Origin of the sequence: Sphingomonas sp. MMS24-J13 (assembly GCF_044905095.1) — a bacterium.
In the GTDB taxonomy this organism is placed as follows: Bacteria; Pseudomonadota; Alphaproteobacteria; order Sphingomonadales; family Sphingomonadaceae; genus Sphingomonas_I.
On the sequence record NZ_CP173258.1, the window covers coordinates 123548 to 150185 of the forward strand.

Consider the following 26638-nt stretch of genomic DNA (forward strand, 5'->3'; position numbering starts at 1 on the left):
TCTAGGTAGCGTTCTTCATGCGACGAGCTGAGACGTGGATGAGCCTAATGGAATTCACGCCGGTGCAGTTGGCTAGGGACCACGGCTCAACTCGCCTTAGATCGTGGTCCCTTTGGTGGCCCGAGCTGGGTTGAGACACTCTGGACCTTGTGAGCAGCGCGCCGCGACGCTGTGGCTATAGCGACCAGGGTTACGCGCCGCTCTTGAGGAGCAGCACGCTGCGGTCGGCAGAGTGTGCCCCGCGGGTGTCTCCAGCACGGCGGTCGTTCGCCGGCATCGAACCCCCGCCAAAGGCAGGACTCGAACAGCATGTCCTCACGTGATTCGGAGCGTGCGACGGGCCGACTGGAGCTGCTTTCGGCGGTTCTGTCGGCGCCCGAAAGCAGCCACTCATTCATGAGGCTATCGACCGCTTGATGAGCCCGACCAAGCCGACGGACCGGCCGGCATTGGGACAAATCTGACATTCCTTAGCTACATGTCGAACGTCAGGTCTTGTCAGGACCCGACATTTACCACGTGCCGACGGGAATCGCAGATCCGGATGCCGCTGAACCTTTTTGTTCCAGACGCTGCCGGTCACCGGGGAGGCCGGAAGCGCGTCGGGACTTTAGACACAGAAACCCGTTAACGCCGAAACACAGGTTTCAGTGTTAACTGATTAATGGCTTTCCCTCTTTCAGTGTCACTCCGCGGATGCTACGGAGTCACTAGGACGCGGCAGGGGCTGCGTCCGCCGGGGCCGACACATGCCAAATAAGGAAGTCGGCGAACCTCATGCGACCGAGTTGCAGACGCTTAACTTCAAGGTGTCCGACGCCTTCAAGCGCTCCTACAAGGCCTACGCCGCGCAGCGCGGCATGACGATGCTCGACCTCCTCAAGGAGGGATTCGAACTCAGCCGTGAGGCAGACCGCAAGTGACCGCCAGGCGTCGCAAGGCCGGGGAACGGGTCGCGTCCACTCCAGTCGATTCAGGCTGGCTGACCCAGTATCCCACCGGCGACGTGCGACCCGAAGGGCTGGTCCAGGTCGAGGGCTACGATCCGACCGGCCGGCCGCCGCACGAAGTCTCCGCCCTCGAGAAGGCGGCCGGCTACGGCGCCCGTGCGGTTTTCTTCGAGGCCGCCACCGACGGCGGCAACGGCGCGCCCCAGGCTTTCGTCTTCGTCGCGAAGGACGGAGACGGCTCCGACGAGCGGTTCGCAGAGACACACCAGCGTCTCTGGAGCTGGGGAGGCGTCCCCCTCGTCTACCGCCACGTCGCGGGCAACGTTCAGCTCTTCCGCTGCGCGCATCGACCCGACTTCGCCGAGAAGGGCCGTCTCGTCTGCAGGCCGTTTGACATCCTTCGCATCGGTGCCGACGTCGCCAATGCGGAGGCCTGGTGGGACGCCCGACGGCTCAGAACCGGAACGCTCTGGGACGATCCCGCCGTCGCCGACGAGCTGCTCTCGTCCGACGACTCCGCGCCCCGCCGGCTCGTCGCCGCCGTCAGGAACCTCCGGGCGAAGCTGCTAGCCGACAGCGCGCTCGACCGCGGGCTTCAGCGGCGCCTTCTGATCCTATCGCTGCTCGTTGCCTATCTCGACCAGCGCGACGCCCTACCAGACAACTTCTTCCCGACCTTCCTCGAAGGAGCCGACACGTTCGCGGCCGTCCTCGCCGATGGCCCGGCCCTGCTGAAGATGCTCGACGCCCTGAAGATCCTCTTTAACGGCGACGTCTTCTCGCTCGAAGAGCAGGAGTTGGCGGCGATCGGCGCGACGACGGAGCTCGCCGAGTTCAGCCGCCTTGTGGAGGCCCGCGAGGAGCGGTCCGGCCAGATGAGCCTCTGGGCGCTCTACTCGTTCCGCGACCTTCCGGTCGAGGTCATCAGCAACATCTACGAGCTGTTCGTGTCGGACCCCACCGACAGCGTCTACACGCCGCCGGCGCTCGTGCGCTTGATCCTCGACGAGGTGCTCGACGACAAGCGGATCGACTGCATCCTGGACGATGGCGAAGTCGCCCTCGACCCGGCCTGCGGATCGGGCATCTTCCTGGTCGAAACGTTCAAGCGGATCGTCCTGCGCTGGCGCGCCCGCAACGGCTGGGCGCGGCCGGGTGTTGAGACGCTGCGCGACATCCTCAGGCGGGTCCACGGCGTCGACAACGACCCGGGCGCGATCGAGCTCGCGACCTTCAGCCTCTGCCTCGCGATGTGCGATAGCCTGACGCCCGAGGAGATTCGGGCCACGCCGGAGCTGTTCCCCAAGCTACTCGGCTCGAGTCTCACCCACTCCTGCTTCTTCACCGCAAAGGACGACGGACTCCTCTCGAAGGACGTGGCCGTGCTCGTCGGCAATCCGCCCTTCAAGTCGGGGCTCAAGACGAAGGGAGCCAAGATCGCGTACGCTCGATACGTCGAGGAACACGGCAAGCTCCCCGACCTTCAGGTCGCCTACCTCTTCCTGCACGAGTCCATGAAGCTACTCCGGCGAGGCGGCATCCTCGGCATGCTCCAGCAGTACAACCTGCTCTACAACGAAAAGCCCGACTTCCGCAGGCTATTCCTGGCCAGCTGGAACGTTCGCGAGGTGCTGGACTTCGTGTCCGTTCGCGGGCTCTTCTCCAAGGACACGAAGGTCGTGACCATCGTTGCGGTCGCCGAGCCGCCGTCCCTCGACGGAAGCATCCTGCACGCCGTCTTCCGCAGGACCGCGCGCGCCGACGCGAGCCAGCGCTTCGACATCGACAGCTACGACCTCCACCGCATTCCCCGGATCGCGGCCGCGACCGATCACACCCCGGACCTGTGGCGGTCGAACCTGCTCGGCGGCGCGCGCACCTACGCGTTCGTCAAGCGGCTGCGGGAGATGCCGTCGCTCGCAACCCACGCCAAGGCGATGGGGTGGGATTTCGGAGAGGGGTTCATCGAGGGGCAGGACGGCAAGGCCAGCAATGCCGACCACCTCTACGACCAGCCCCTCCTTCCTTCTGAGGCTCTCACCCTAAACGGCATCGACCGCTCCCGCCTCGGCACGGTGGAGCGCAAACCCATCGAGGGGCCGCGGAGCGCCGCACGCTTCACGCCGCCGATGTTCCTCGTCCGCGAACACGCCGATCTTCCTAACTTCCTCTGGACCGACGGATACGTCACCTACAAGAACCAGATCGTCGGCTTCGCCGCCAACCGCGTCGCCGACCTGAAGCCGGTCGCGAGGTGGATGCGCGAGGAGGCGGTGGCTTTGCGCGCCTTCGTGGCGGCGATCAGCGTGAAGATGCTGTCGCAGAAGGCGACCACGCTATCCGCCCGCGACGTCTACGACTTGCCGTTCGATCCAGATGCGGACGGCCTCGGTCTTAGCGATAACGAGTTCCGCGTCGCGCACGACATTGTCGACCATTATCTCGACTACGTCCGCCTCGGGAGCTCCTCGCAGCTCGCGCATCGGCGGGCAGCGGACGGCATCGAACAGTTCGCCGCAGCCTTCGCGGAGCAGGTCAACGCCCTCTATCCGAAGAATCCGCTCCGACCATCGGGGTTCCTCGACCTCGGCGGCACCGTTATCCAGGCGTTCGCGTTCGGGGATGCCGAACTGGACTGGTCGCAGTCGGAGCAGCTCACAGGCCGTCTCGACGCACTCCTCTGCGCCGCGCGAGGGTCGTCACTGACCATGACCCGCGTGGCGCGGGTCTACGACACGTCTTTCGTGTTCCTGCTGAAGCCGGACCGTCTGCGCTACTGGCTGCCCTCGGTGGCGCTCAGGGACGCGGACGACGTCCTGGCCGACCTTCGCGACCAAGGCTTCTGATGCTCGCCGACGAAACGGCCGCCGGACCGGTTGGCAGCCTGTCGCCGACCCTCCACCATCCATCGGCCTGGCTCGAGACGGTCATCGACTTCATCTACGGCCAACTCGCCGGTTGGCGCGACGATCACGGCCGACCGCCGGTCACCGCAGAGACGCGGCTGACGGCCCAGCTCTGCCAGTTCCTCAACAGCGCGACCAGCGCGGCCGGGCTAGATATGATCGTGTTCCAAGCGGAGGTGCCCGATGCCGTAGCTGGCGGGCGCACGCTCGACTTGGTTCCCGGTCCGCGCGGGTGCGTGATATGGATCGATGGCCGCAGACACTCGCTCTACGACCCTATCCTACCCATCGAATGCAAGCGCCTCCCAACCCCCGTGGCCAAAGATCGCGAGCGGCGGGAATACCTGCACACGCAGAAGAGGACTACCGGCGGCATCCAGCGCTTCAAGAGCGGCGCCCATGGATCAGCGCACGGCGTCGGGGTCATGATCGGCTACGTCCAGACCGGAACGTTTGGACAGTGGCTAGCGAGCATCAACAGGTGGATACGCGTGTTGACTAGAGCGGGGATCGCGGGCTGGTCGCACCGCGACGGTCTAAGGCGCGTCGCCGGCGACGCTACCCTGCGCATTGCCCGGCACCGGTCGAAGAACGCCCGGACCAGCGCCGCGCCGATCACGCTGCATCATCTCTGGATCGACATGCGAGCGGCGCCCGCCGCGGCCGCTGCAACCGGTCGTGCGACCAACGGCACCAAACTTGATCCCCGGGGCAGCCCATAGGCCCCGCCAGAACACGATCCACTGCGATCTCGCCGGGTCCGCCAGCCGGAAGAGGGATGCCATCATGCAGCCGGGGCGCATGGGGATGATCGGAAACTCATAGACGCCGGAGAAGAAGGTTCATCGCCATTACGTGTCCGCTTTGAACGGTACGTTCGCTCTGCTCGGGGAAGAAAACACGCTCCCGTTCCAGAAACACCTTATCTCGATGTCAACAAACTTGCAGCAGTTCAAGAATAGCATTCCACCTGAAGGTGTTCCGATGACACAAGCCGTATTTGCTGACGCGAAATGCACTCTCGTGATCGAAATGGATGAACTTGCCGGTTGCCTTCCTCACATTGCGGAACTCTTCAACATTCCCGCAAAGGATTGTGGCGTCCTCATCTCCGGTTCGGATGCCTGCTTTACAATTCTTCGGGCGAAACTGGAGACTAACTCCAGATGGATCCGCATTATGGGTGGAAGCATGGCTGTGTCCCCACGAGCTTCGGCTGTGGCGCTACGGGTAGTCAACGAGCTCGGTCTGGAGGGCTGCGAACGCCAATTGATCGAAGTGCCGGGCGACCTATGGCAGGTCGCAAAAACTGAAATGCTTGGGCAGATGCCGGACACTCTTTTTCACGGTACGAGCACAAAGTTCCTCCAGAACATCAGGCAGATCGGGTTAAGCTTGAACATGCCGTCGAATTGGGACCTCGGTATTAATGGCGGTGCCCACCGCGGTACGCCAGTGGTTTCACTAGCAGCGGAAGCTAATGTCGCTGCGATGCACGCCTATGAAACGGCGGAGAAGATCGGCGGCGATCCAACGGTCCTCCAGGTAACGACACCGTCAAATTTGTTTGCCGACCACGACGTGATGCTGATGATCGGGGCTATCGACGGCACAGATCAAACTGCAATGGAGATGTCCACCGCGGTTGGTCTATTTGCCACTCCCGATCCAGTGCCACCCGACGCTCTCATCGCCGCTAGGGCTCCTACGCGGAGAACCGCATGGGATACGTGGAAGATTCTGTCCTAACCGAGGCAACAAAGCGCTTGTCAGGTTTCGGCATAACCGGCCGTTCGCACTGCCGTCGCTGAACGGCGTGAGTTGGTCGATTTCTGCCGGTCGGCGCTCAAACGCGAAGACCCAGGAGCGGCCATTCATTGTCGCACCCGCGCTTCCCCAAAGCGGACGCCCACTCACCTTTACGAAACAGCCGATTTCAAGCTGGTCACAAATTCGTGTTGGCTTGAGAGTCTAGAGAAACTGACGCTGTGCCGTCGTTCACGCTCGCGAAATGCTCAATGGCAAGAGGTGGGTGGCGCCGCTTGCTTGCAAAAGTCGGGTCTGGTCCCGCCCCGGACCCAATAGCCGATCCAGCCGCTGTCGCGCAGGTATCGTTCGATGGAGGGGTCATCGAGGAGCGGCCGCAGGGTGGGATTGGCCAGTATCGGCGATCCGTGTCGCGTGTCGGGGGTACGGGCGGCAACGAACGCATCGAAGAGTGCCGCTGCATCGGCCCGTCGCCCCAACTGTGTCAGCAGCTCGATCCGCAGAGGCATGCAGCAGTCGGCCGGAAGCGCCATGAGAAGCCGGGTCGCGGCTTGCTTGTCTGCCGGGTCGCCTGATGTGAGAGCCCGATAGGCCGCGATCCCGGCCTTCCGCTGGGCTGGGCTTTCGACAGGCATCAGCTGCTCGGCCGCAGCCCAATTCGCTGTCCACATTGCCTTGCGATGGAGCAAGCCCGGCAACGCGGGCGCGTTTAGCTGCTTCACCCGTTCCAGGGCCTTGTCGGCGACCGGCCACCGCCCGGTGACTGCCGCGGCATGGAACAATCCGACTTGCGCGCTCACCAGATCCGGCTTTTGCAACGCCATCGCCCGATACAGCTGGAACGCCTCCTCGAACCGCCCGGCCTGTAACAGCAAGTCGCCCAGATAGCTGTCGGCAACATCGGCGTAGAGCGGTTCCAGCGGCGTTGCGCGGAGCAGCACGCGCTCCCGCTCGAAAATGCGAGTGCGATCCAATACCAGATATTTACTGGTGTAGCCGTCCTGGGCGTCAGGGCGCAGCGCAATCAGCTTCTCCGCGGCAGCGAGCGCCTCCTGGCGCAATGCTGCGTCCTCGCGTGGCTCGCCGAAATAGAGCGTGGCGGCGTGATGGCTGAGTGCAAACCAGCCCGGAGCGAAGTCGGGCGCGCGCTTCGTCAACTCGCGGGCCACTCTGAGGCCTTGGGTCGACTGCCCGCGATAGCCCAGCTCACACGTGCGAGCATAAGCAGACAGAATGTCGACCGGGATCATCCCGCCGCCATCATTAGCCCCAGCCACCGTGCATTGCGCAACCATGCCGACGATTTCAGCCGTTCGTGTCAGGCCACCCGGCTCGCCGGTCGGACTCGTGATCGCGCCGCTCCACACCACCTCGTCGCTCGCGGAATTGATCAGTCTTGCATCGACCCTGATGGCGCCGGCCCGTTCTTCGACCGATCCGGTCAAGGTAAGCCGGACGCGTCCTGCAGCGGTGGGCACGTTCTGGCTTGTCAACGCGCTCAGGAGGCGCTCGTCGAACCCCCGTGCCGCCCCCGAGATGCGGAACGGTTGAACGTTCACGCTATATTCCGGACCCTTCGCTGTCGGACGCCAGGACAAGGCGAGGAGCGCGACGGCGATGACCAAAACCGTGACCGCCAAGGCTGCGAGCCACCTTGGATGCGCGACGAGCCTGATCCGCGCCCGCGGCTGGTCTTCGACAGCCGACGGACCCGATTCAGGTGCGGGCAGGACGAGCCGATAGCCGAGCTTCGGGATCGTCTCGATGCTGAATGCCCCGCCCGCGATACCTACGGCTGCTTTACGCAGCATCCAAATCGTGCGGTTGATCGAATCCTCGCCGACGACAGCCCCGTTCCAGCAGGTGCGGATCAGTTCCTCACGGCTGACCGTTACGCCTTCTGCACGAGCTAGCGCGATGAGCACCTGCATCACCCGGGGCTCAAGCGTGCTCTGGGTCCCGCTCGCCGCCACGATCTTGCGCGAGCGCGGCACGACCGCCAATGGCCCCAGCCGAAACGGCTGCTCCAGTGCAAGATCGACAGGCTGGTCCGCCATGTTCGCGCGCACCTCGACCTTCAGAGGATCAGCCGACAATTCCCTCTCCACCTTCGTCAGCTGACATAGCATGCCAGGCTCGCGCGCAATGCCTATTCGATGTGACCCAGCCGATCGGGTCTGCAAGGCACCGGCAAAACGGAGGACAAGGTTTTCATCAGAAAACCATCAGGTCGCCGCCATTTTCATCGGCCGACGAGGGCGACAGTCTCCGCGCACGGCACACGGCAGATCGAGGAGGCTGAGGAATGTTCAGGATCATGAGCCGATGGCTCGCCGTCGCACTACTGGCAACGATCATTGCCTCGGCCAGCGCCGCACCGTCCGACGTCGCCATATCGGGCGATGGTCCGCCGGTCGACGAGACGCTGCTGCCCTATGCCAATGCATCGGATTCGGTTGCGCTGCCCGATGGGCGGAAGCTGCACATCGTTTGCATGGGCAAAGGTTCGCCAACGGTGATCCTCACTGCTGGCGCCGGCGATTTCGCGGGTACTGGATGGAGCAATATCCAGCCGGAGATGGCAAAGATCACCCGCACCTGCGCGTGGGACCGGACCGGTTTCGGCCTTAGCGACGGAACGATGGCGGAGGTGACCGTCGCATCGACGACAGCCGACCTCGAGGCGGCATTGGCCCTAGGCGGGATACGAGCGCCCTATGTGATGGTCGGTCATTCGTTGGGCTCGTACGAGAGCTTGCTGTTCACCGATCGGCATCCAGACAAGGTGGTGGGGTTGGTGCTCGTCGATCCGAGCATTCCCGACCAGTTCGCGCAGCTCCAGCCGGGTCAGCCGGCCCCAGACGCCGCCAAGAACCCTGGTGTGCAGCTGTTGCGCAAGTGCGCCGCGGAGATTCGGGCGGAAACCGCGAAGGCGGGCGGCCCGGACCCGGATCGTTGCTTTGCCTACCCGCATTCCTGGCCAGCCGTCCTGCGCGAGGCATTGATCGAGAAAGGCGGCAATCCCGCGCAGTATGAGGCCATGGCGTCGTACCAAGAGAATACGATCGTCAGCATGCGGCAGGTGGTCAACCCCTCGCGCAACTATCGCAAGATGCCGTTGATCGTATTGACCGCGGGCGATCGGGCTGTGCTACCGCCCGGCGCCCCGCCTCCAACCGACGAACAGAAAGCCCGGATGGCAGCGATGGACACGGTGATAAACCGCAGGCAGGCGGACTTAGCCGCGCTTTCTACCCGCGGCACAATCACGCAGGTGCCGGGCGCCAACCACTACATCCAGCGTACGAGGCCGCAGGCTGTCCTTAACGCGGTTGCCAAGGTCGTTATGGAAGTGCGCGCGTCCAGGCAATGACTTTGTACACGCCGATCAATCGGTTGGCCGCTTGCCCGCCGGAAAACGTTCAAGGTGTATAAAGGAATTTCAAGTGTGATTAAACGAATATTCACAGCGGCTACGATCCTATGCACAGACTTGACTCATGCTCAGCCGCCTGATCGGTCGCTTATCGCTTACGTTGACAACTCCTCGGACGCAACGTTGCCCGATCACCGCAGGCTCCACTTCGTGTGTATGGGTAAGGGGTCGCCAACAGTAATCCTCACAGCCGGTGGTAATAGCTGGTCGGGAGAATGGAGCCGCGTTCAGCCCGCAGTTGCCCGGATCACGCGCGTTTGCTCCTGGGACCGGCCGGGTTTTGGCCTGAGCGACGGAACCATCGCCAAGCCCACAGTCGCCACCACTACGTCTGATCTTGAGCGCGGATTGGCGGCGATCGGGCTGAGTAGGCCGTTCATCATGGTCGGGCAGTCGCTCGGCGCCTACGAAACGCTGCTGTTCGCCGACAGACGTGATCGAGCGGGCACGGTGCAGCCTTGTCGCTGATCGTGGTGCGCACGGGCTTGCCGCGGATTACCCCTTGGATACCCATCTCGCGCATCAGCCGCTCCACGGAGCAGCGGGCAATCGAAAACCCTTCACGCGCCATCTGCCGCCACACCTTGCGCACGCCGTAGACCGCGAAGTTCTCGGCGAACACGCGAGCGATCTCGGGCTTCAGATCCCGATCGCGCTTCGCCCGCTCGGATAGCCGGGATGGATCGTGTCGCTGCGCGACACGCTCGTGGTAGGTGGATGGGGCGATCGGCAGGACCCTGCAGATCGGCTCGACCCCATGGGCTTCACGGTTATCATCGATAAACGCGATCATCGCTTGAACGGGCGGTCGAGCTCCGCCTGCGCAAAATAGGCGGACGCCTTGCGCAAAATCTCGTTGGCCTGCCGTAGCTCACGGACCTCGCGCTCGAGCGCCTTCACCTTGTCGGCAACCTCGCTCGGGACACCGGCACGCTTGCCGCTGTTGACCTCGGCCTTCTTCACCCACTCATACAGCGTCTGGGGAACGCAGCCGATCTTCTCCGCGATCGACACCACCGCTGCCCATCGCGAGGGATGATCCCGCTCGTGTTCGAAAACCATCCGTACCGCGCGTTCGCGAACTTCCGGCGCAAACTTGTTCGTTGTCTTGCTCATACAGGCTCCACCTTCTCAGGAGTTGGAGCCTCCGGCAAACCCGGGGCGGTTCAGATCGCCGCTTATCTCGGTCGTGAGACCCACTTGAGCACAATCGTGCCCCCTCCGGTGACCGGCAATAACCGCAGGTCGCCACGGTCGGCTAGCGGCGCCGAACCTGACAGCCTTAGCCCTTGCCGCCCCGCTCATGGAATGCCTTCCGGTGCCAAGCAAGATAGGGTGCATGGTGGGAAGACACCGCGATAGGGCGATCAGGATCGCAGCCTAGCGTGAGCAGATCGCTCTTGCTTATGTCGGGGCCGACCAGCATCTCGCCCGCATCGCTGAACGAGATCAGGAAGCGGTCGAACAGTGCGTCGACATTGGCGACGAGTAACAGCCCGTTGAAACGGTCGAGCCGTTCGACATTGGAAGCCACGCGCCAAGGCTTGATATGAGATGCGCGCAGGACCGGACGGATCGCACAGTCGGTAACGCAGCAGCGCGCATCCCACTGGTCGAGCAGGGCGTCGCGAAATATTCCCTGCCCGACCCGAGCCTGGATAAGCTGCTCCTTCTGGGTCGCGGTGAGCGCGGGATTATCAATCACCTGCTGCTCGGCAAGGAGATCGAGTCGGTCGCGGATTTCCGGGGTCAGCCAATATTTTCGGGCGACGCCGAACGTGCCGGTCAATGACGGGGTTAAGCCAAGCCGGAGGCAAAACTGGTGATACTGATCCTCGAGCGCAGGTTCGAGCATTGGAGAGTGATCGAGAATTGCATTGATCGCATTATTTGTCAGACGCCCGTTGCGATCCTCATTCGCGGAGTGCTTTGCAAAGCTGTTGGCAGTATAGCCGATGAAGCGCGACGGCGCGAACGCGATGCCCTCCGGTGTCGCATAAGGCAGAAAACAGGTACCACGCTTGATAAGGCTTAGATATGCCGCGGCGTCATTAGACTGTAGATTGGCACGAACTGCATCAAGCGTCGCCACGTTAGTGAGCAGCTGCTCGAGATCAGTGATAAACCCAATTCTTGCCCCATTCGCCGCTGAACCGCGGGCCGCGTCGCATAATTCGCTGAAGCGCGCGGTGGTTCGGCGAATGCGTTCTGGCGGATCGTCGAGGCTTGCGACCAAGAACCACCGACGCGCTGCGGCCAAGCCGGTGGCCTCCACTGGCACAGGTTCGAGCCCAGTCAGCTCAGCGAACTGCTGCTCACGAATATCCGGTTCAGATTGGCGGCCTCGGAGCCAACCCTGACGCAGCAGATGCAGCCCTCCGCTCGCGTCCCGCGCGATGCCGGAAAGGCGATTATGATCACCTGCGACCGGCGGCGCATTGATCTCGACCGCCCATTTGGAGCCGGTCGGATCAATACCAAGCTTTGCATCCACCCCGGCTGCGGTTGCGCGCGCGCGCAATCGCACAAGATCCCCAGCGATGCTCCGGGCAACGCCATCGGCAGGACCAGCATCAAGCGCCTTATGCCAGCGCAGAAACGCATTCCTGGAAACGTCCGAATCGGTGACGAAATGCATCTTTGCCGGGATGAGGCCGAGCGTCTGCGCGAGCGCATCATAGCCGGGTTCGAAAGCGCCGATCTTATCGCACGACCAGTCGACCAGCTGTTCAAACGACATGGCTAGCCCGACCGCTGCCGGCATGACGGCGGCGAAGGGCGAGAGATGATTGTCGTTAAGACGCAGATCGTCATAAAGGCGGCGCGTTGCCGTGCCGTTGATCCGAACTGTATCTAGCTTGACGCACAACTCACTCGCAGCGTCGATCCCAACGGTATAGGCCAACTCCGTAGGTGCGTCAGCGCGCGGATAGATACGCACCCAGGTATAGGGTTTAAAACGCTGTGCCATGTCGGTCGGCCGCGAGAGCTTGCGTATGTAACCTTCTGGAAAGAGCCGGGCCTGCACAGCGCGTGCCCAGTCGGCGGTCGCTTCGTAGGCTTCGACCAGCGCGACATAGGCAGCATCCTGCACCTGATCGCCGCTCGTACGCGGCTGTCCGCCTAGTTTGCCCAGCAGCTCGAAATGCTCGGCGCGAATCCCGTGATCCATTTAGCTCTCCCCCGATCGCGATATGTGAGTTTCGCCAATGAATGCGCAAGGCCGGCTTCCTGGCCTAGATGCCCAGTCTCAATGTCGACTTCGACTCCGTAAGCGACCGCCATGCCGAAGCACCAAAATTGAAGCGGCTGGCAAAGCGAGATCGAACCAAAATGGAGGCTTTGCGAAAAGACCTCCGGCATTTCGCGTGCGTCTTTGTGACATCTTGGTTATCAGATGCGCGAGGGGCCTGAACCGGGGGAATAATGGAATCGCATGTCAACCCGGTGAACCGGGCGGTCGTACTCGTCTTTGGAAATCCGACGACAGCGTTATGGATATCGCTAGCACTGCTGCTTTGGTGTGCGCTCATCGTCGTGCGCAATTATGCGCGTTTCCACCGACCGCTATCAGCCGCTCTGAAGCTCCGGGTGGCAGCATTCAAGCCCATTCTCGAAGCTGATGAATCCGATGCCGCGCAGCAATTGTTCGCCAACACCTTCTATGAAATCGACGCTGCCATGGTCGCAGGCGGTCGCGAGTCCCACGAGATCAGGCAGGCCTGGAGCCAGTTCCGCGAGACGATTCTCGACGAATCCGAAGTCCCGATGCGCGCCACGATGCGTGCCGATGGCTATTTCCTCCACCTTGGTGACGACACGCGCATCCTTGCATGGTGGGCGAACATCTTTGTCGCGGTCGGCCTCACATTTACTTTTCTCGGGATCGTCGCTGCGCTGACCAGCACGGTGACGGCGCTTAGCGCCGCGAACGGCGCCGCCAACATGACACCGGCACTGATCAACCTGTTGACGATTACGTCGGTCAAATTCTGGACATCGATTTCGGGCGTGCTCGCCTCGATCATCCTGCGCGTGTTCGACCGACGCTGGCATGCTGCGAACCAACGTGAGTTGGAATGTATCGTGGACGCCGTCGATCGCGGCACGCTATTCTCGCCGCCGCAGCGCATTGCCGCCGAACAATTGCGCGAGACCAGAGAGCAGACCGCAGCGCTGAAGAGTTTCAGCCACGAACTCGCAATTGCTATTGGCGAGAGTCTCGAACGCCAGATGCAGCCGATGGTCAATGTGCTCGGCGGCATCCAGACTAGCATCGACGATTTCAAGAATGGGAGCTTCAACCAGATCGGCAAGGAGCTCGGCGAGGCACTAAGCCGGAACGCCGGTACCGAGATGGCTCAACTCGGGACGGCATTGGGCGAGATGACGACCAAATTGTCGGCGATGCACGAGCAGATCGAGGGATCGGGTCGCGCGGCCAACGATCAGATCGCGCAGGCGGCGCGCGACTTCGCAATTGCCTCGGAGCGCATGTCACAGACCTTCGGCGCGCTGCACGAGCGGATTGATGCAACCGGGACCAGACTGACCGAATCCGCGCAGACGGCCAGCGCCGGCGCGGTCGAGCAATTCGCACAGGCTACCCAAGGGATCCAGACCGCGTTCGACCAAATGCGCGGCGAGATCGCTGACATCGGCAGTCGACTGACTGCTGGCGCCGACGCGGCCGCAAGCCGCAATGCCGATGTGCTCTCTCGCGCAGCTGACGCACTCGAGGTCGCAACCTCGCGCGCCGGCACTGGGCTCGCCCAAGCGATCGATGATGCGGTCGCCAAGGCCGGCGAAGAAAGCGCGAAGGCTATCTCATCGGCCTTCTCAGCATTCGGAGCACGCTTCGAAGATGCAAGCGCGGGGTTGGTGGAGACGCTGCGTTCGACCGCAGGAAGGATGGAGGCGCTTGCGTTGAGCATCGAGCGGTCGGCCCAGGCATCGGACTCGCATGCCAGCAAACTCACCGATGCCGGCATCGCCGCCGAAGGCGTCGCGGCTACCCTTAACCGGGCCGCTAACGACCTCCAGTCAGCGGCGGCGCCGATCCGCAACGCGACAGAGACAATCGGATCCGCGGTCACCCGGGTCCAGGATGCATTGGCGCGCCAAGCTGAAATCTTAGGCCAAAACCAGATTTCGATCGCGGCGATTGCCGAGCGCCTGACCCAGACCAGCGATGCCGCGGGCAAGGCATGGAACGATTATCGCGCCCGGTTCGAGGACGTCGACAAGGCGCTGGCGAACTCGCTGGATCAGATCAGGACCGCATCAGGCGATCACGCCACACATCTAAACGAGCAGGTCGGACGCATCGACAATGCGTTGGCCGGCGCAGTCGACAAGCTCTCGGCAGCGCTCGAACCACTCACCGAGCTGGCCGACCAGATCGAGGATCTGCTCGGCAAGATGCGGGTTCAGGCTTAAGAGATGGACAATCGCGGTGTCCGGCGCAGTCGGTCCGAGGAGGAGGAGGAAAGCTACTTCGTGTCGATGTCCGACATGATGGTCGGTTTGCTCTTCATTTTCATCATTCTGCTTCTCTATTTCGCGCTGCAATTTCACCAGACGACGGACACCTTGACCAGCGCTGGCCAGACCCGCCGCGAGATCCTTGAAACGCTCAAGGAGCGTCTCGATAAGCGCCTCAGGCCGTACAACCTTACGGTCAGGATCGACGCCGAGACCGGGGTACTCAGCCTTCCCAACAGCATCTTATTCGACACCGGCCAGTTCGTGCTGTCGCAGCAAGGTCGTCAAGCGGTCGGCATCGTATCGGACGAGCTTGCGGCCGTGTTGCCCTGCTATACGGACAAGGCGCCGGGCGGACCGGAATGTCGCGGCAAGCCGATCGCGGCCAACAAGATCGACGCAATCTTCGTCGAGGGCCACACGGACAGCGATCCCCTGACGGGCGGGGGGTTCCTACATGATAACATGGACCTGTCAGCGCTCCGTGCAACCAATACGTTTCGGCAGTTGACCGATACGCATCCTGAACTCGAACGACTGGTCAACAGTTCGGGCCATCAGCCGGTGCCGATCCTCGGGGTGGCGGGCTATGGCGAGCGCCGCCCGGTGCCGGATGCCGCGGGCACGCCGGACCAGATCAAGGCACAGAATCGGCGAATCGACCTCCGTTTTCTGATGGTGACTCCGAAGAGTGCGGATGGCGCGGCGATGAGCCACATCCTCGACCGGCGATGAGCGCGCTCAAGCTCGCCTGCGGACGCGCCTCTGGTGCTGCGGCTCTGCCCCGACGCGGCGATCGCATCGAGATTGAACGCGCCGAGCAGCGGATCGGAACGCAAGCGACAGGCAAAAAACACGTGGCAGAGCCTTGGGAAGGCTTTCTCACCCGCATCAGAAACAAATTGCCAGCGGGCCTCAAGCCCAAGGATCTGAAACGCCTGCTCGACGGAATCTGGGCTGACGATACGCTCGAGGACGTTGCAAGGCCCCTCCTTCACCATAGCGTAGATCGACAGCGCAAGAGCGTCGACCGCTCGATCATCACGACCTATTTGCGCAACTTCCCGTTGGATCATCCAGCGTTCGACGATCTGACCAAAGCCAGCGCGATGGTCGCTGGCCGCCATGAGTGGCCGTGGCAGTCGCGCGGCACGGCATGGGCTCTTTGGGAGCCAGACGAAGGGCCGCCCCGGTTGTCGCAGGCACTTTTAGCGACCGACGATCCGTTCCGACTCCTTCGGGATGTCGGTCTCGATGGCGATCTTGCGACGGGTGTATTCGTCGAGGAGGCCCTACTATCAGCCTGCGAGGCCGCGGCAAGTCAGCGCGACGATATCGCGCAGCAAAGCGGTCGTCGGTTAATCGCGTTGTTCGAGCGCTTCCCCGCTACTCCCGAACTCAATGCCGCCCTAACGTACGCCTTGCTTGCGCCCTGGACGACGAGCGCTTGTACCGACGCCCATCAGCGGCTCATCAGCGGCTTGCTCGTTCAGCGCAACGGCGATCCGCGCTTGGCGCCGCAGCGCTGGGCTGCGCTGCGGCGGACCTTGCTCGATATGTTTCCCGACGCAAAAGCCGACGAGGCGTTTGCGGTGCTTCGACGGTGGCTGGTTCGCGCGACCGTGCGCGAGTTTTTCGCGATCGTCGCCAAGACCGTCGAGCGTCGTGACCAGTGGCGAGAGCGCACAGAATTCTGGCTTGCCTATCTCGATGCGGGCTTCATCACCGACGCTTGGTTTGCGTTCGGTTCACAGGCCGAGCGGCTCGCGCGAAAGTTCATGGACCAGCAGACCGGCGATCCCGCGATACTCGAGGGAGGCGGAGCAACGTCGGCGCAATCCGCATTGATCTTCTCCATCGGCGACATCCGCATTGCCGAATGGAGCGATAATGGCAGTTGCCGTTTCTGGAGTGCAGCTGACAACACAGCGCCTGCCTTGTACCAGCGCCGTTATAACGGCCCATCGCTCAGGGCGATGGCCGCAGGCGAAGGATTCAAGGCAATCCCGCACAATCCCCCTAACGGTTGGCAGCCCAAATTCGCGCGGCACGTCTATCGCACCGCGGGCGTCTCCCATCCCAAGCATGGAGCCGGCTGGTGAGCGACCCCGACGTCCACTTCGAGGCAGCGCCTGACGGCGATGGCGAAACGATCCGACTTGTCCAGTTCGCCCGTAGACGGTTACTGGGCGGCACTACGAAGACGTTCGTTCCCGTCGAGCAATGGGTATCGGAGGCACCTGCGCGTTCGCGTCCCGCGGTTGCGCGCCTGTTGCAGGCGATCGGTGACGACGAGCACGCCGCAGACGGCATGGCAATGGTCGTGTCAGGCGAGGCCTCCCTGACCGTGCACGCCGCGCTCATTGCCAAGCTGACCGAAAGCGAGGCGTCAAGCCTGGGACTGCCGCCCGTCGCGCGGTTGGCTCTCAACCTGCAATCGATCGGTGTGGCTCATCAAAGCGATTTTCGTATTGAGACCCGCTGGACCAAACCAAACGGACTGCCGGCACCCGTCAGACTGGTAGGCTCACGACTTAAGTTTGAAGCCAAGGAATGGCGAGTCTCAGATCCGATTTGGACAACACTATGGCTGGTTGACCGCCTTAACGGCGCCACGGGCGAAAGCGAGCGCCAATCGGCGTTGGCCGCGCTACGCCAAGCCATTGGCGACGATGATCGATCATTAATCAAGCCCGACGGATTCATTGAACGGCTTCGACTTAGCTACGCGGCAGGCTTCTCACTCGACCTGAAGGCTTCGGCTACTGGGTTCGATTTCGACCCGGTGCTGTTCAGCCCAGATCGGATGCGCGAAACCGAGGACGGCATCGTTCTTGACGAGGCCGCCGATGGTCTTCTGGCGCCCTCCCAACAGGAGATGTTCGCGCGGCGTTTCCGCCAAAGTGATGGAACGCGACGGGCCTATCTGCTCGAAGCTGGGTCGATCCTGTTTCTCGATCCGTCGTTGCAGAGTGCACTCAAAATCGTGCGCGAGGCGCAATCCGGTGGTGCTGAGCAGCGTCGAGAATTCGCGCGTAGCCCGCAGCGCAAAATCGCCGAGGCATTGGCGAGCGAGGGGGTCGATACTGCGCAGGCGAGCGCACTGTTCGTCGAGACCCAGCAATTTTCCAACCGCGTGTCCGGAATCGACATCTGGCGAAAGCCGGTGCTGCCCTGGATCAAGCCAAAGCCAAACAGCTGGCTGCCGGAGGCGTTCGGCTTACGGATCGGCGATCCACCCGACGAAACCATGATCGCCCTCACACCTGATCAGGTGGAGCCGGTCATGCTAGCTGTCGAGGAAGCGATACGCGAGGATCGTGCGACTTTCTCGATCGACGAGACAGAATTGCCCGCGACCGAACAGGCCCGCGCCGCGCTGACCGATCTCGCGGAAATCGTCCGTGCGGCCCAAGCCGACCCAAACGGCGAAAACACATCGCCGCCGGTCGCCGCTCAACGCTACTTTCTTCAAGTCCGCGACAATCTTGAAGATGTCGCCTACGCACCGCTGGCGGCCGCACCATCGCAACCCGATGAACCTCCCGCCTCGTTACCCGCCACGTTGAAATCCGACCCAAAGCCTCATCAGGTTATTGGCTTCAATTGGCTGGTATCATGCTGGCGCGCTGGCATGCCGGGAGCTCTGCTCGCCGACGACATGGGCCTCGGCAAGACTTATCAGGCTCTCGCCTTTCTGGCGTGGCTGCGGGCGGCGCAGCCCGCTCCCAAGCCGGTGTTGATCGTCGCGCCGACCGGCCTGCTCGCCAACTGGAAGGCCGAGATACAACAGCATCTCGCGACGGATGCTCTTGGACCCGTGGTCAGCGCCTACGGCGGCGGCCTCGACCGTGCCCGTGCGGAGAGCGGGCGGGATATCGAGCTTGGCCGCGCTGCGATCGACAGCGACATATGGGCGCATGCCGGAATCGTGCTGACGACTTATGAAACGATGCGCGATTATCACCTGAGCTTCGCGCGGCAGCCTCTTGCTGCGATCATCTACGACGAGGTTCAGAAGCTCAAGAATCCGGCCAGCCAAATGACGCGTGCCGGGAAGACGTTGAACGCGCGCTTCCAACTGGCGATGACCGGGACACCGGTCGAAAACCGACTGCAAGACCTTTGGTCTGTGTTTGACGTCATTCATCCCGGACTTCTCGGTTCAAGCAAGGCCTTCGAAAGCACCTATCCGTCTTCCGAGTCTAACAGGCTGCGCGAACTCAATGGACTGCTGACAGAGCCGCAGGAGGGGCGGCCTCCGCTGCTGCTGCGCAGGATGAAAGACGACTGCCTGCCGGGACTTCCTGCCAAGCATATTCACGTCCTACCGGTGCCGATGCCGCCGACCCAAGCTGCGAGCTACGGTCGTGTCATTCAGCGGGCCATGGCGGCGCGGGGGACCGGCAAGCGCGGGAACATGCTTGAGATCTTGCACATGTTGCGAGGCGTCTCGCTTCATCCTGTCGCGCCGGAGGATGCAGCCGACGGTTATTTTGATCAGTCGGCGCGCCTCCGGTCTACATTCGACACACTCGATACGATCAAGGCCAAGGGCGAAAAGGCGCTTATTTTCTGCGAGAGCCTGGCGATGCAGGCACTGCTGGCGAGCGAGATCCGCCGCCGTTACGGCTTGGACCACGACGTCCCGCGAATTCATGGTGGTGTCACTGGCGATGCCCGACAGATCGCGGTCGAACAATTCCAGCGCCGGCGCCCCGCGTTCGATGTCATGATCCTTTCGCCCAAAGCCGGCGGTGTCGGCCTCACCTTGACCGCGGCGAATCATGTTATCCACCTGTCGCGCTGGTGGAACCCGGCGGTTGAGGATCAAGCAACCGACCGTGTGTTCCGAATCGGCCAGACGCGTGACGTCCACGTTTATTTGCCACAGTCGATCCATCCCGACCCGATCCTCGGGCCCACTAGCTTCGATCTCAAACTTGATGCGTTGATGACGCGCAAGCGCGCGCTGAGCCGCGGCCTCCTGATACCGGGCGAGGATGAGGCCGACACCAGCGCATTATTCGAAGAGGTTTTGGGTGGTAGCGAGAGCGACGCCGGTAGCGAAAACTCTGACTTCTCGGCGGCTTCTGGGAAAGCTGTTCTCGCTGTCAGTCCGGCGCCCGGAACCCCTCTGGCAATACGCGTCCAGACGACGCCGGCGCAGCCGACCCGAACGTCAGAACCAACTTCCGACACCGTGCCTCCCACTCGGCCGGTTTTGTCCGCCGTGCAGACGGCAGCGCCGCCGGCCGTCGTCACAGCCGGACGTTATGTCTTTGAGCCGAACAAGGTGCGGGACTTTGCGATCTTCCTGACCCCGATCGCTGGAGAGCATATCGTCGAGTTGTTGATCAAGGATCCGTATGCCTGTGCGCGGTCGCACAACCGACAGCATGTGGTTGATTTCGCCAAGCGTCTAATCGGAGCGGCGCGACGGATTGACGCCGTGATCTTCCATACCCTCGACGCCGACAGCGTTGAGAATTTGGCCGAAAGTGATTTGCAGCAACAGGCTGATCTTGAACGGCGCTGGAGAGCGAGCTTCCCGTCTGCCCCGACGTTGCGCCACGTCCAGATTTCTAAGCGCATCAACCGAAATTTTCACGCACGGGAAATGTTCGCGCGCTTCGCCTCGGGACGAACGATCTTGTGGGATTTGGACAACGGGATCGATGGTGTGATGCGAACTGATCGGCGATGCGTCGTTGGCTGCTTTCCGCAGTGAAGGTTCGTGCGACTAACCGGCTCCGATCCTCGCGTTTTACATAAAATTGCTACTCGCGCGGGCAGAGGGTCGTGGCGGATGCCGAATTTCGGTCCTTGTCCGGCAGGCAGCCGATCTCAGAAGCTGACCCCCGTTCATCGGCTGCCTTGGGGGGAGCCCGAATGACCTACTCTGGGACATTCTTGGCATCCCCAAGCCGTGTTGGGAGGGCGGCTTTCAGCCCGGCATCGGACGTTCCGAATACGGCGAGCAGCGGTCGGCAATCAGAGATGCTGGCCACCGTCTGCCACTTGCTTAGGCAGATACGTTGGATGGCTTCCATCCTTGAACCGACTTGGCGGAAGACACCTGTTTGTCAAACATTGACGCGGAAACTGGCCGCTTTCGATTTGTCGCGGCAAGATGCAGACTTTCCAGGCACTTCAACGTTGCGGAGGTTCAGCCAGCATTGCAATGTGAAGCTGGAACCCCGTCAGTCTGTAGAGTGATGCCGCATCACTTGGAACCACGATCGCTGGGCCGGGGCTCAGCGTTTGTATTGTGCAGCGTCGTCATGTCCCCGCTGGCGATCATAACATTGCTGGCAATGGTCACCGTTTCCGCTTGTTCGCGGTGGGTCGGAGAGCATGCCCCGCTCTATAGTATTGCTGGCATTCTTATTTTCGAAACTCTGTTCGCTATCTTCGCCCTGCTCGTCGCCCACACATGGCTGCGTTAGTCATTGCAATAGTACAGGCCGTTGTCGGATATTGGTTCCTCGGCTATGACCGGGTGAACGCCGAACGCGCCGTCATGCTCGCGCTCGGCCGAGTTCGTGTCGCGGGCAATCTGCCAACGCCCAAGACGCCTGTAAAATTGGTCAAGACAACGACAAAAAGCAAGGCAAGAGAAAAGGCAAGCTACCGGACAAATATGGTCATAATGGTATTATATAATAATATTTCCAAATCTACCGACTAGCCCTGACGGTCTTTCTATTATAGATATATCGAAATAGCTAATTCGGCGGTCAAGAACAAAAGCTCGGCTTTCTAACGATATGTACTGCGTCGCAAACCATGAGATTCGCGGGAGGCATACATTATGGGCGCTCGATCTGGAATTTTATTGATATCTTGTACTGCATTTTTATCAGGCTGTGTGTCTCCTTTCGCGCAACCGCTCAATTATGACCCGGCTGCCAAGAACGCTGTGGGCACGATCACACTCTCCGATCCGAAACTTTACACGCGCGAAATGCTCGTCAGCGAGCGCAATCAGGACGTCGCCTGGATCAATCAACTGATCAAGGACAGCGAGGATGTAACCAAGGTCAAGTTCGCTCCAGACATGTTGCGCGAAGCCGAGCAGATCTCGGCCTTTGCCGCCTCGCTGGGACTCAAGGTCGATCCAGCAGCCGCGCTCAACTATAATCGGGCCAAGGGCGCCGCGGACAAGCAACAGCAGATTGAAGACCTGAAAATCCAGTTGCAGCTCGAGCAGATAAAGCGCGACGCGGAGCTTTTACGTGCGAAATATGCGGACCAGACGGATCCGGTCAATCAGGACTTGGGAAAACTCGGGACCGAGGCGGTTGGTCAGGCTGCCTCGGGCGTGACCGCACCTTCGACTGCCGAAATCAGATCGTCGATCGACGCACTTCTGAGCGCGGTGACGGCACGGCTGGATAAGGCTGGCACCCCCGCCGCAGAAGCCAATGTCTCGGTCAACCCAATTGACGATTTTCGTGATCGAACCGCCTATCGCGATCTCCTGAAAAGTGCCCGAAATGCTGCTGCGCTTGATGAATCGCACGATGCCAACGCGCAGGTGCTGCTTCGCCTCAACTTTCAGGCAATGGTCGTGCCGGACCCAGACCTTCCCCGGTCTCTGGGTGCTGTTCAACTCAAGGTCTTAGCGCCCGAGATTCGGCCGAGCGACCAGATCCTGATGCAGGACAGTTTTCTCGCTCAATGGCTCCGTTATGAGAACTTCTCCAAGGACCAGCGCAAGGACGATGGAACGTTCAAATCGGACGGCGAAATCGCTCAGCTTGTTGGGACCGGGCTGTTCGACGTTCGCAGCGAATATGGTGTTCCAGGTCTTTACCCGCACATCGAGAGCGCTTCGGGTGTCGCGTTTACAGTGTCTGCCTTGTACGACTATGCCCGCTGGACGGATGTCGGATCGTACGACGAGGACAAATATAGTCAGCAGGCATCGAATATTCTGTCGGTCGCCGCAGCGAACAACGCTCAGCTTAATCAGCTCCGACTAGACCTTTGCGAAGGAAAATATACGCCGGCCGCGCCCGGGGCGGCCGACACAACCGATTGGATGAAGGTCAACGGATATGCGGAGATTTCCTCATATCGCCTGCAATCGTACGCTTATAAGCTGCTCGCCCGCGACATCGCCAGCTGGGCTGGTAAGAACCCTCCCGATCTGGATGCGCAAACCGTCCGCCGTGCGTTGCGTGCCGGTGAATATCTAAGATCGTTGGAGACTGTGCTTGGCACGTCTTCTAACTGCCAAGCCTATGTAGCGGGACGCAGAAGAAATTTCGGCTGGAGTGCAATCTCAAAGGGAGGGCTGAATTTCGACGCGAACAAGGTCCATATCTACGACGTCGGGCCTCGAGAACAGGTTGAACGGGTGTCGACGGTCGCGCGCTCGGCAAACAGCCTCTCGCTTGCCGCGTCACTCGCTGCCTCCGACCCGGGTTCCGGTGCCGCGGTTGATGCGGCCGGTGGCTATTCACGACAGGCGATGGGCCGTGCCTCGGTCATTGAGCGCGTCCCGACAGCCGTTGGCTATGCGGTCGCCGGCGATCAAACATTTGGATGGGTCCTTGGCCCTCGCGCGACGATCGACGCGCGCGGAAAAGTAAAAATCGAGCAGTTATTGAAGCCGTTCGATCTAAGCGTCGACGTCTCTGTTCCGAGCTGGTGGGAAAGTTTGAAGCTTCAGGTTAGGCGCGTCTGGGCGCCTTCGCCTGCGGCGCTAGTTCACGGCGAATTGTCGGTGTCAGATCAGCCAATCTCGCCCGGCGACGAGAATGAGGATCAGGTTCAACCGCGCATAGAAGCGGTCAAAAACGATACCGAACGGGACTATGTAATTACTGTTCCGCTGCCGCATCGGGAAGCTGACTACCGGAACATCACGCATCTGCTCGTCGCGAAGGGCAGTTTGTCGGTAAAGATTCGGAGCGCAGATGGCGTCGTGAACGCCTGCAACAATATGTGGTTGGTCGTTCGCGGTACGAACGTCTACCGCGCCCAAAATGTCTATGTGCTTGGTCAGAAGATCGACCAATCCCAGTTTTCAATTCTTTCGGATATGGATGGGATAGAAATTGCCGTTCCGGCGATCGCAATCAAAAGGGAGTTGCTAGGCAAACAGCAAGTCGAAGTGGCAACCCCGTTGGGGTCGGATGTCTTCCCGATCGACTATCGACCCGAACCAAGTGGAGATGCCTGCAAGCCTCCCAAAGCCGCGAATAGCGACAAGCCTGCCGACCCGACCGCGCCGGTCATCGACAAAGTCGTTACCAAGCTCGACTTCGTCATTCCGGGGAAATTTACGATCACGGCGACAGGCAAGAACCTTTCGAAAGTGAGCAAGGTGCTCCTGAACGGTGACCTCAAAGCCGCCCTCACCGTTGAGGACAAGGATGCGACCCTCAAAATGCTCTTCGATGCCTCGGAATCCGGAATTGCCGCGAGCGACAACGTCCCGCTGACGCTGTTCGACGACAAGAACAAGCCGCTTGGCGATCCAATCCCCGTGCGCATCCAGCGTGAAGGAAAATGACAATGGCTACAGGCAAGGGAGTTACGCAACAGACCCCGATTGACAGCTGGGAGATCAATGACGCTGGAAGCCCGCCACCCGTCGCACTCTTCAGTCACGCTGCCAATCCCACGATCCAGTCGGGCGCAAATGTGTTCTTCTCGCTTCCGCTCGACAGCGCCGGGATGACGGCCCATGTCTGGTTGCAAGGTTCAGTCAAAGGGATCGTGGACCTCGCAAGACCGCGCGGCAACATGACAAAGCTTGCCGAGGTAAGGCTGACGGAGCGGGTCAATGAGGTGTTTGTCCGATTGCATGCGCTTCCAAAAGCGCAGGCTAGTGCAGCCATCACGGATTTGCAGAAGCAATTTGGCGACATTCGCCAGGCCGCGGATAATGGTTCTGGGCGATTGACCGCCAGATCACTTTGAACGCGACGAGCGTCCGTTCGCCTTGGTATTTTCTTGCAGATTTCTGCCAAAGCACCTTGAGGCCATCATGCAAACCTGTCGTTCAAATCATGGGAAAATGCTGCAGCTCGCAATGTTCTTGGGCCTCTTTCTCTCCTTGGCTTGTTGTGCGACAGGCAAAGCCGACGAACCGGTGCCCGCCGCGCGACAATATCGCACCTATGTGATCAAGCCGGAGGACGTGAAATCTGTCGTCAAAGTCAGGACCAAGCTGTTTCACGAATATCTCTTGAATTCGGCAATCGCGTCTGGCCAGTCTCTCCCTGAATATAACAAATGGCTCTCTGCCGTCACGTCTGCTGTGCGGTCGGGAAGTGCCCCGCCGAGCCGCGAAAGTCCCCTGACAATCAATGCGCAGTTAGAACTGAAGCCCTTTCTGAAGCCAATGCCGCAAACCAGGGACCTTGAGGCGCTTGGCGCCATCAGGGAGCAAACCGAACTCGGAAAGCTCGGCGGAATTCTGGTCGATGGATTCAAGGACCAAGCGACAGCGATCAGGGCAGCTGGTGCCAGCGCGATTGCGGATGACATAGGCACGCCCTGACCCAAGCGTATTGTCATCAACTTACGTAGCGGCCGTTCTGGCGCGGGCTTTGGAACGGCTCGAGTTGGTCGGTTCCTGCCCCGCACCTTCGCGGTCACAAACGTCAGGCGTCCACGCCCGTAGTCGGCTATCACAGACCGGCCATTGTTCATCTCGGCCTTGGGGCCAATTCGGATCTTGCGGTTCCCAAAATTTCCTAGGTAGGCGCTGAGTCGTCGGACAGCTGGTGCAGATGTTTCCTAACATCGAACGCCGATTGGTCGGCGCGCTGAGCTCGCTCAGGCTACCTGACTGAGCACCCGCCAGAGCCCAAGCACCCAAGCTCGAAGATCACGACATGCGCGAGTTCAGGGCGAGAGCGGGACGAGTATAGCATCGCTTGCGCGCCGCTGTGCCTCGCGGAATCCGAAATCGCCCAAGTGGGCGGTACCTGGCCGGCTTCTCTCAGATCCTGCCAAACGATTGATGCGGAGGGTATCCCACGAGCGTCTGCTACCCGCGCAGCGGCTAGCCAAATCGAAACGAGCACTCGCTCGACGCCGTCGCTTAGATAACGCTGGATCGCCACACTCGCTCCTTCGGCGGTGAGAGAAGCGTAGGCCGCAATCTGGCCAGAATGATGAAATCGCCCCTCCGGAGCTTGTGCTCCGGTCGCGGGAACATCGACGAGGCCTCGCGGCAGGAGGCGCCAAACGGGGCCGTCGTAGGGCAATATCGGCATCTTCATTCGAGCTATCGATTTTGATTAGAACTTGGGGCCGCTTGTGAAGGCGCCGTGCCCCAGAAGCAACGTTCGCGGTTACGGCGCGCGCCCGTGATCGGCTTCACGGCGAACAAGACCCAGAACCGGACGTTCACGCCTATTGGCGGGCTATTCGGAAACCGCCATTTGTTTATATCAGCCGTACGGCTGCTTCCGGAAAGCGCTGCCCGCCGAATGGGCTCAGCTTGTCGGTGAGTGATCGGGCAGCTTCTGTGACGATGCTTTCTGAAGAGCGAAAGCCCGACCGTCGCCGCAGTTAGCTCACCTGACTGAGGCACTTGGGTTCGAAGACCACCACATGGGAGAGGTCGGGCCGCGAGCGGGACGAGTATAGCATCGCTTGTGCGCCGGCTTGCCTCGCAGCATCCGAAAACATCCAAGTGGGCGATACCTGTCCGGCCTTTCTCAGGTCCTGCCAAACGACCGACGCGGATGGTATCTCGCGCGCGTCTGCCACTCGTCCGGCCGTCAGCCACATTGGAATGAGCACGCGCTCGACTCCGTCGCTCAGATAACGTTGGATTGCTACGCTCGCTCCTTCAGCGCTGAGAGAAGCGTAGGCCGCGATCTGTCCTGAATGATGAAATCGACCCTCCGAAGCTCTTGCTGCTATCGCGGGGGTATCGATGAAAGCTCGCGGCAGAAGCCGCCAAACGGGGCCATCGTAAGGCAACATCGGCAACGTCATGCGATTTATCAACTCGCGTCATCGAACTAGAGCCCGCGCATGACGGCAAGATAGCTCCAACGCAACGCTCGCAGTTGCGGTGGGACCTGGCCTGGCCGGCTTCACGGCAAATAGACCCACAGTCG

At 61.2% G+C, this 26638-nt stretch carries 17 protein-coding genes, 1 pseudogene and 1 other annotated feature; of the genes and pseudogenes, 13 read left to right on the forward strand and 5 right to left on the reverse strand.

From position 1 onward, the window contains the following. Positions 1 to 749 precede the first annotated feature (749 nt). The 4 genes from AB4Z44_RS00600 to AB4Z44_RS00615 all read left to right on the forward strand — a co-directional run bounded on the left by AB4Z44_RS00600 (position 750) and on the right by AB4Z44_RS00615 (position 5605). Complete coding sequence (locus tag AB4Z44_RS00600; RefSeq protein ID WP_404712155.1) at positions 750 to 923, forward strand: hypothetical protein; 174 nt, start codon at positions 750 to 752, stop codon at positions 921 to 923. Continuing rightward, entirely contained in the window at positions 920 to 3796 is a 2877-nt protein-coding gene (locus tag AB4Z44_RS00605; protein WP_404712156.1) for a class I SAM-dependent DNA methyltransferase, read from the forward strand. The genes AB4Z44_RS00600 and AB4Z44_RS00605 overlap by 4 nt, the downstream gene beginning before the upstream one ends. After that, positions 3796 to 4578 carry a hypothetical protein gene (locus AB4Z44_RS00610; RefSeq protein ID WP_404712157.1) on the forward strand — a complete coding sequence of 261 codons (783 nt, stop codon included), beginning with the start codon at positions 3796 to 3798 and terminating at the stop codon, positions 4576 to 4578. Before AB4Z44_RS00605 ends, AB4Z44_RS00610 begins: the two co-directional genes overlap by 1 nt. A gap of 142 nt (positions 4579 to 4720) precedes the next feature. Beyond that, positions 4721 to 5605: a hypothetical protein gene (locus AB4Z44_RS00615; RefSeq protein WP_404712158.1), complete on the forward strand. Its 885-nt coding sequence runs from the start codon at positions 4721 to 4723 to the stop codon at positions 5603 to 5605. A gap of 266 nt (positions 5606 to 5871) precedes the next feature. Here AB4Z44_RS00615 and AB4Z44_RS00620 read toward each other — a convergent pair whose 3' ends face one another. After that, positions 5872 to 7719, reverse strand: coding sequence for a winged helix-turn-helix domain-containing protein (locus AB4Z44_RS00620; protein ID WP_404712159.1), 1848 nt, complete (start codon positions 7717 to 7719; stop codon positions 5872 to 5874). Between the two features lie 209 nt (positions 7720 to 7928). Here AB4Z44_RS00620 and AB4Z44_RS00625 point away from each other — a divergent pair, with 209 nt between their 5' ends. Together AB4Z44_RS00625 and AB4Z44_RS00630 are read left to right on the forward strand one after the other, a co-directional pair. Further along, complete coding sequence (locus AB4Z44_RS00625) at positions 7929 to 8996, forward strand: alpha/beta fold hydrolase (RefSeq protein WP_404712160.1); 1068 nt, start codon at positions 7929 to 7931, stop codon at positions 8994 to 8996. 219 nt (positions 8997 to 9215) lie between these two features. Continuing rightward, positions 9216 to 9527 carry an alpha/beta fold hydrolase gene (locus AB4Z44_RS00630; protein ID WP_404714319.1) on the forward strand — a complete coding sequence of 104 codons (312 nt, stop codon included), beginning with the start codon at positions 9216 to 9218 and terminating at the stop codon, positions 9525 to 9527. Here the strand turns inward: AB4Z44_RS00630 and AB4Z44_RS00635 are convergent. Then, a pseudogene (locus AB4Z44_RS00635) lies at positions 9472 to 10175 on the reverse strand (IS3 family transposase); the annotation flags it as partial. The gene AB4Z44_RS00630 and the pseudogene AB4Z44_RS00635 overlap by 56 nt on opposite strands. Then, positions 9778 to 9894: a sequence feature (AL1L pseudoknot), on the reverse strand. Its footprint overlaps the pseudogene before it by 117 nt. 166 nt (positions 10176 to 10341) lie before the next feature. Further along, a complete protein-coding gene (locus AB4Z44_RS00640) occupies positions 10342 to 12231 on the reverse strand; it encodes an HNH endonuclease (RefSeq protein ID WP_404712161.1) in 1890 nt (629 codons plus the stop codon). Between the two features lie 419 nt (positions 12232 to 12650). Between AB4Z44_RS00640 and zorA the strand changes: the two genes are divergently transcribed. From zorA to AB4Z44_RS00675, 7 genes are all read left to right on the forward strand, one after another. Further along, positions 12651 to 14498 carry an anti-phage ZorAB system protein ZorA gene (gene zorA, locus AB4Z44_RS00645; protein WP_404712162.1) on the forward strand — a complete coding sequence of 616 codons (1848 nt, stop codon included), beginning with the start codon at positions 12651 to 12653 and terminating at the stop codon, positions 14496 to 14498. Positions 14499 to 14501: 3 nt separating this feature from the next. Beyond that, entirely contained in the window at positions 14502 to 15278 is a 777-nt protein-coding gene (locus AB4Z44_RS00650) for a flagellar motor protein MotB (protein ID WP_404712163.1), read from the forward strand. After that, entirely contained in the window at positions 15275 to 16645 is a 1371-nt protein-coding gene (locus AB4Z44_RS00655) for an EH signature domain-containing protein (RefSeq protein ID WP_404712164.1), read from the forward strand. Before AB4Z44_RS00650 ends, AB4Z44_RS00655 begins: the two co-directional genes overlap by 4 nt. Continuing rightward, the gene (locus tag AB4Z44_RS00660; RefSeq protein WP_404712165.1) at positions 16642 to 20274 is read left to right on the forward strand and encodes a DEAD/DEAH box helicase; all 3633 of its coding nucleotides are present in this window, start codon (positions 16642 to 16644) and stop codon (positions 20272 to 20274) included. The genes AB4Z44_RS00655 and AB4Z44_RS00660 overlap by 4 nt, the downstream gene beginning before the upstream one ends. 1140 nt (positions 20275 to 21414) lie before the next feature. Beyond that, entirely contained in the window at positions 21415 to 24069 is a 2655-nt protein-coding gene (locus AB4Z44_RS00665) for a hypothetical protein (protein WP_404712166.1), read from the forward strand. A gap of 2 nt (positions 24070 to 24071) precedes the next feature. Beyond that, complete coding sequence (locus AB4Z44_RS00670) at positions 24072 to 24479, forward strand: hypothetical protein (RefSeq protein ID WP_404712167.1); 408 nt, start codon at positions 24072 to 24074, stop codon at positions 24477 to 24479. A 97-nt stretch (positions 24480 to 24576) separates the two neighbouring features. Further along, positions 24577 to 25062, forward strand: a complete 486-nt coding sequence (locus AB4Z44_RS00675) for a hypothetical protein (protein ID WP_404712168.1) — start codon at positions 24577 to 24579, stop codon at positions 25060 to 25062. Between the two features lie 283 nt (positions 25063 to 25345). Here the strand turns inward: AB4Z44_RS00675 and AB4Z44_RS00680 are convergent, their stop codons facing one another. Further along, entirely contained in the window at positions 25346 to 25789 is a 444-nt protein-coding gene (locus AB4Z44_RS00680) for an RES family NAD+ phosphorylase (protein WP_404712169.1), read from the reverse strand. Positions 25790 to 26081: 292 nt separating this feature from the next. Beyond that, positions 26082 to 26513 carry an RES family NAD+ phosphorylase gene (locus AB4Z44_RS00685; RefSeq protein ID WP_404712170.1) on the reverse strand — a complete coding sequence of 144 codons (432 nt, stop codon included), beginning with the start codon at positions 26511 to 26513 and terminating at the stop codon, positions 26082 to 26084. Positions 26514 to 26638 lie beyond the last annotated feature (125 nt).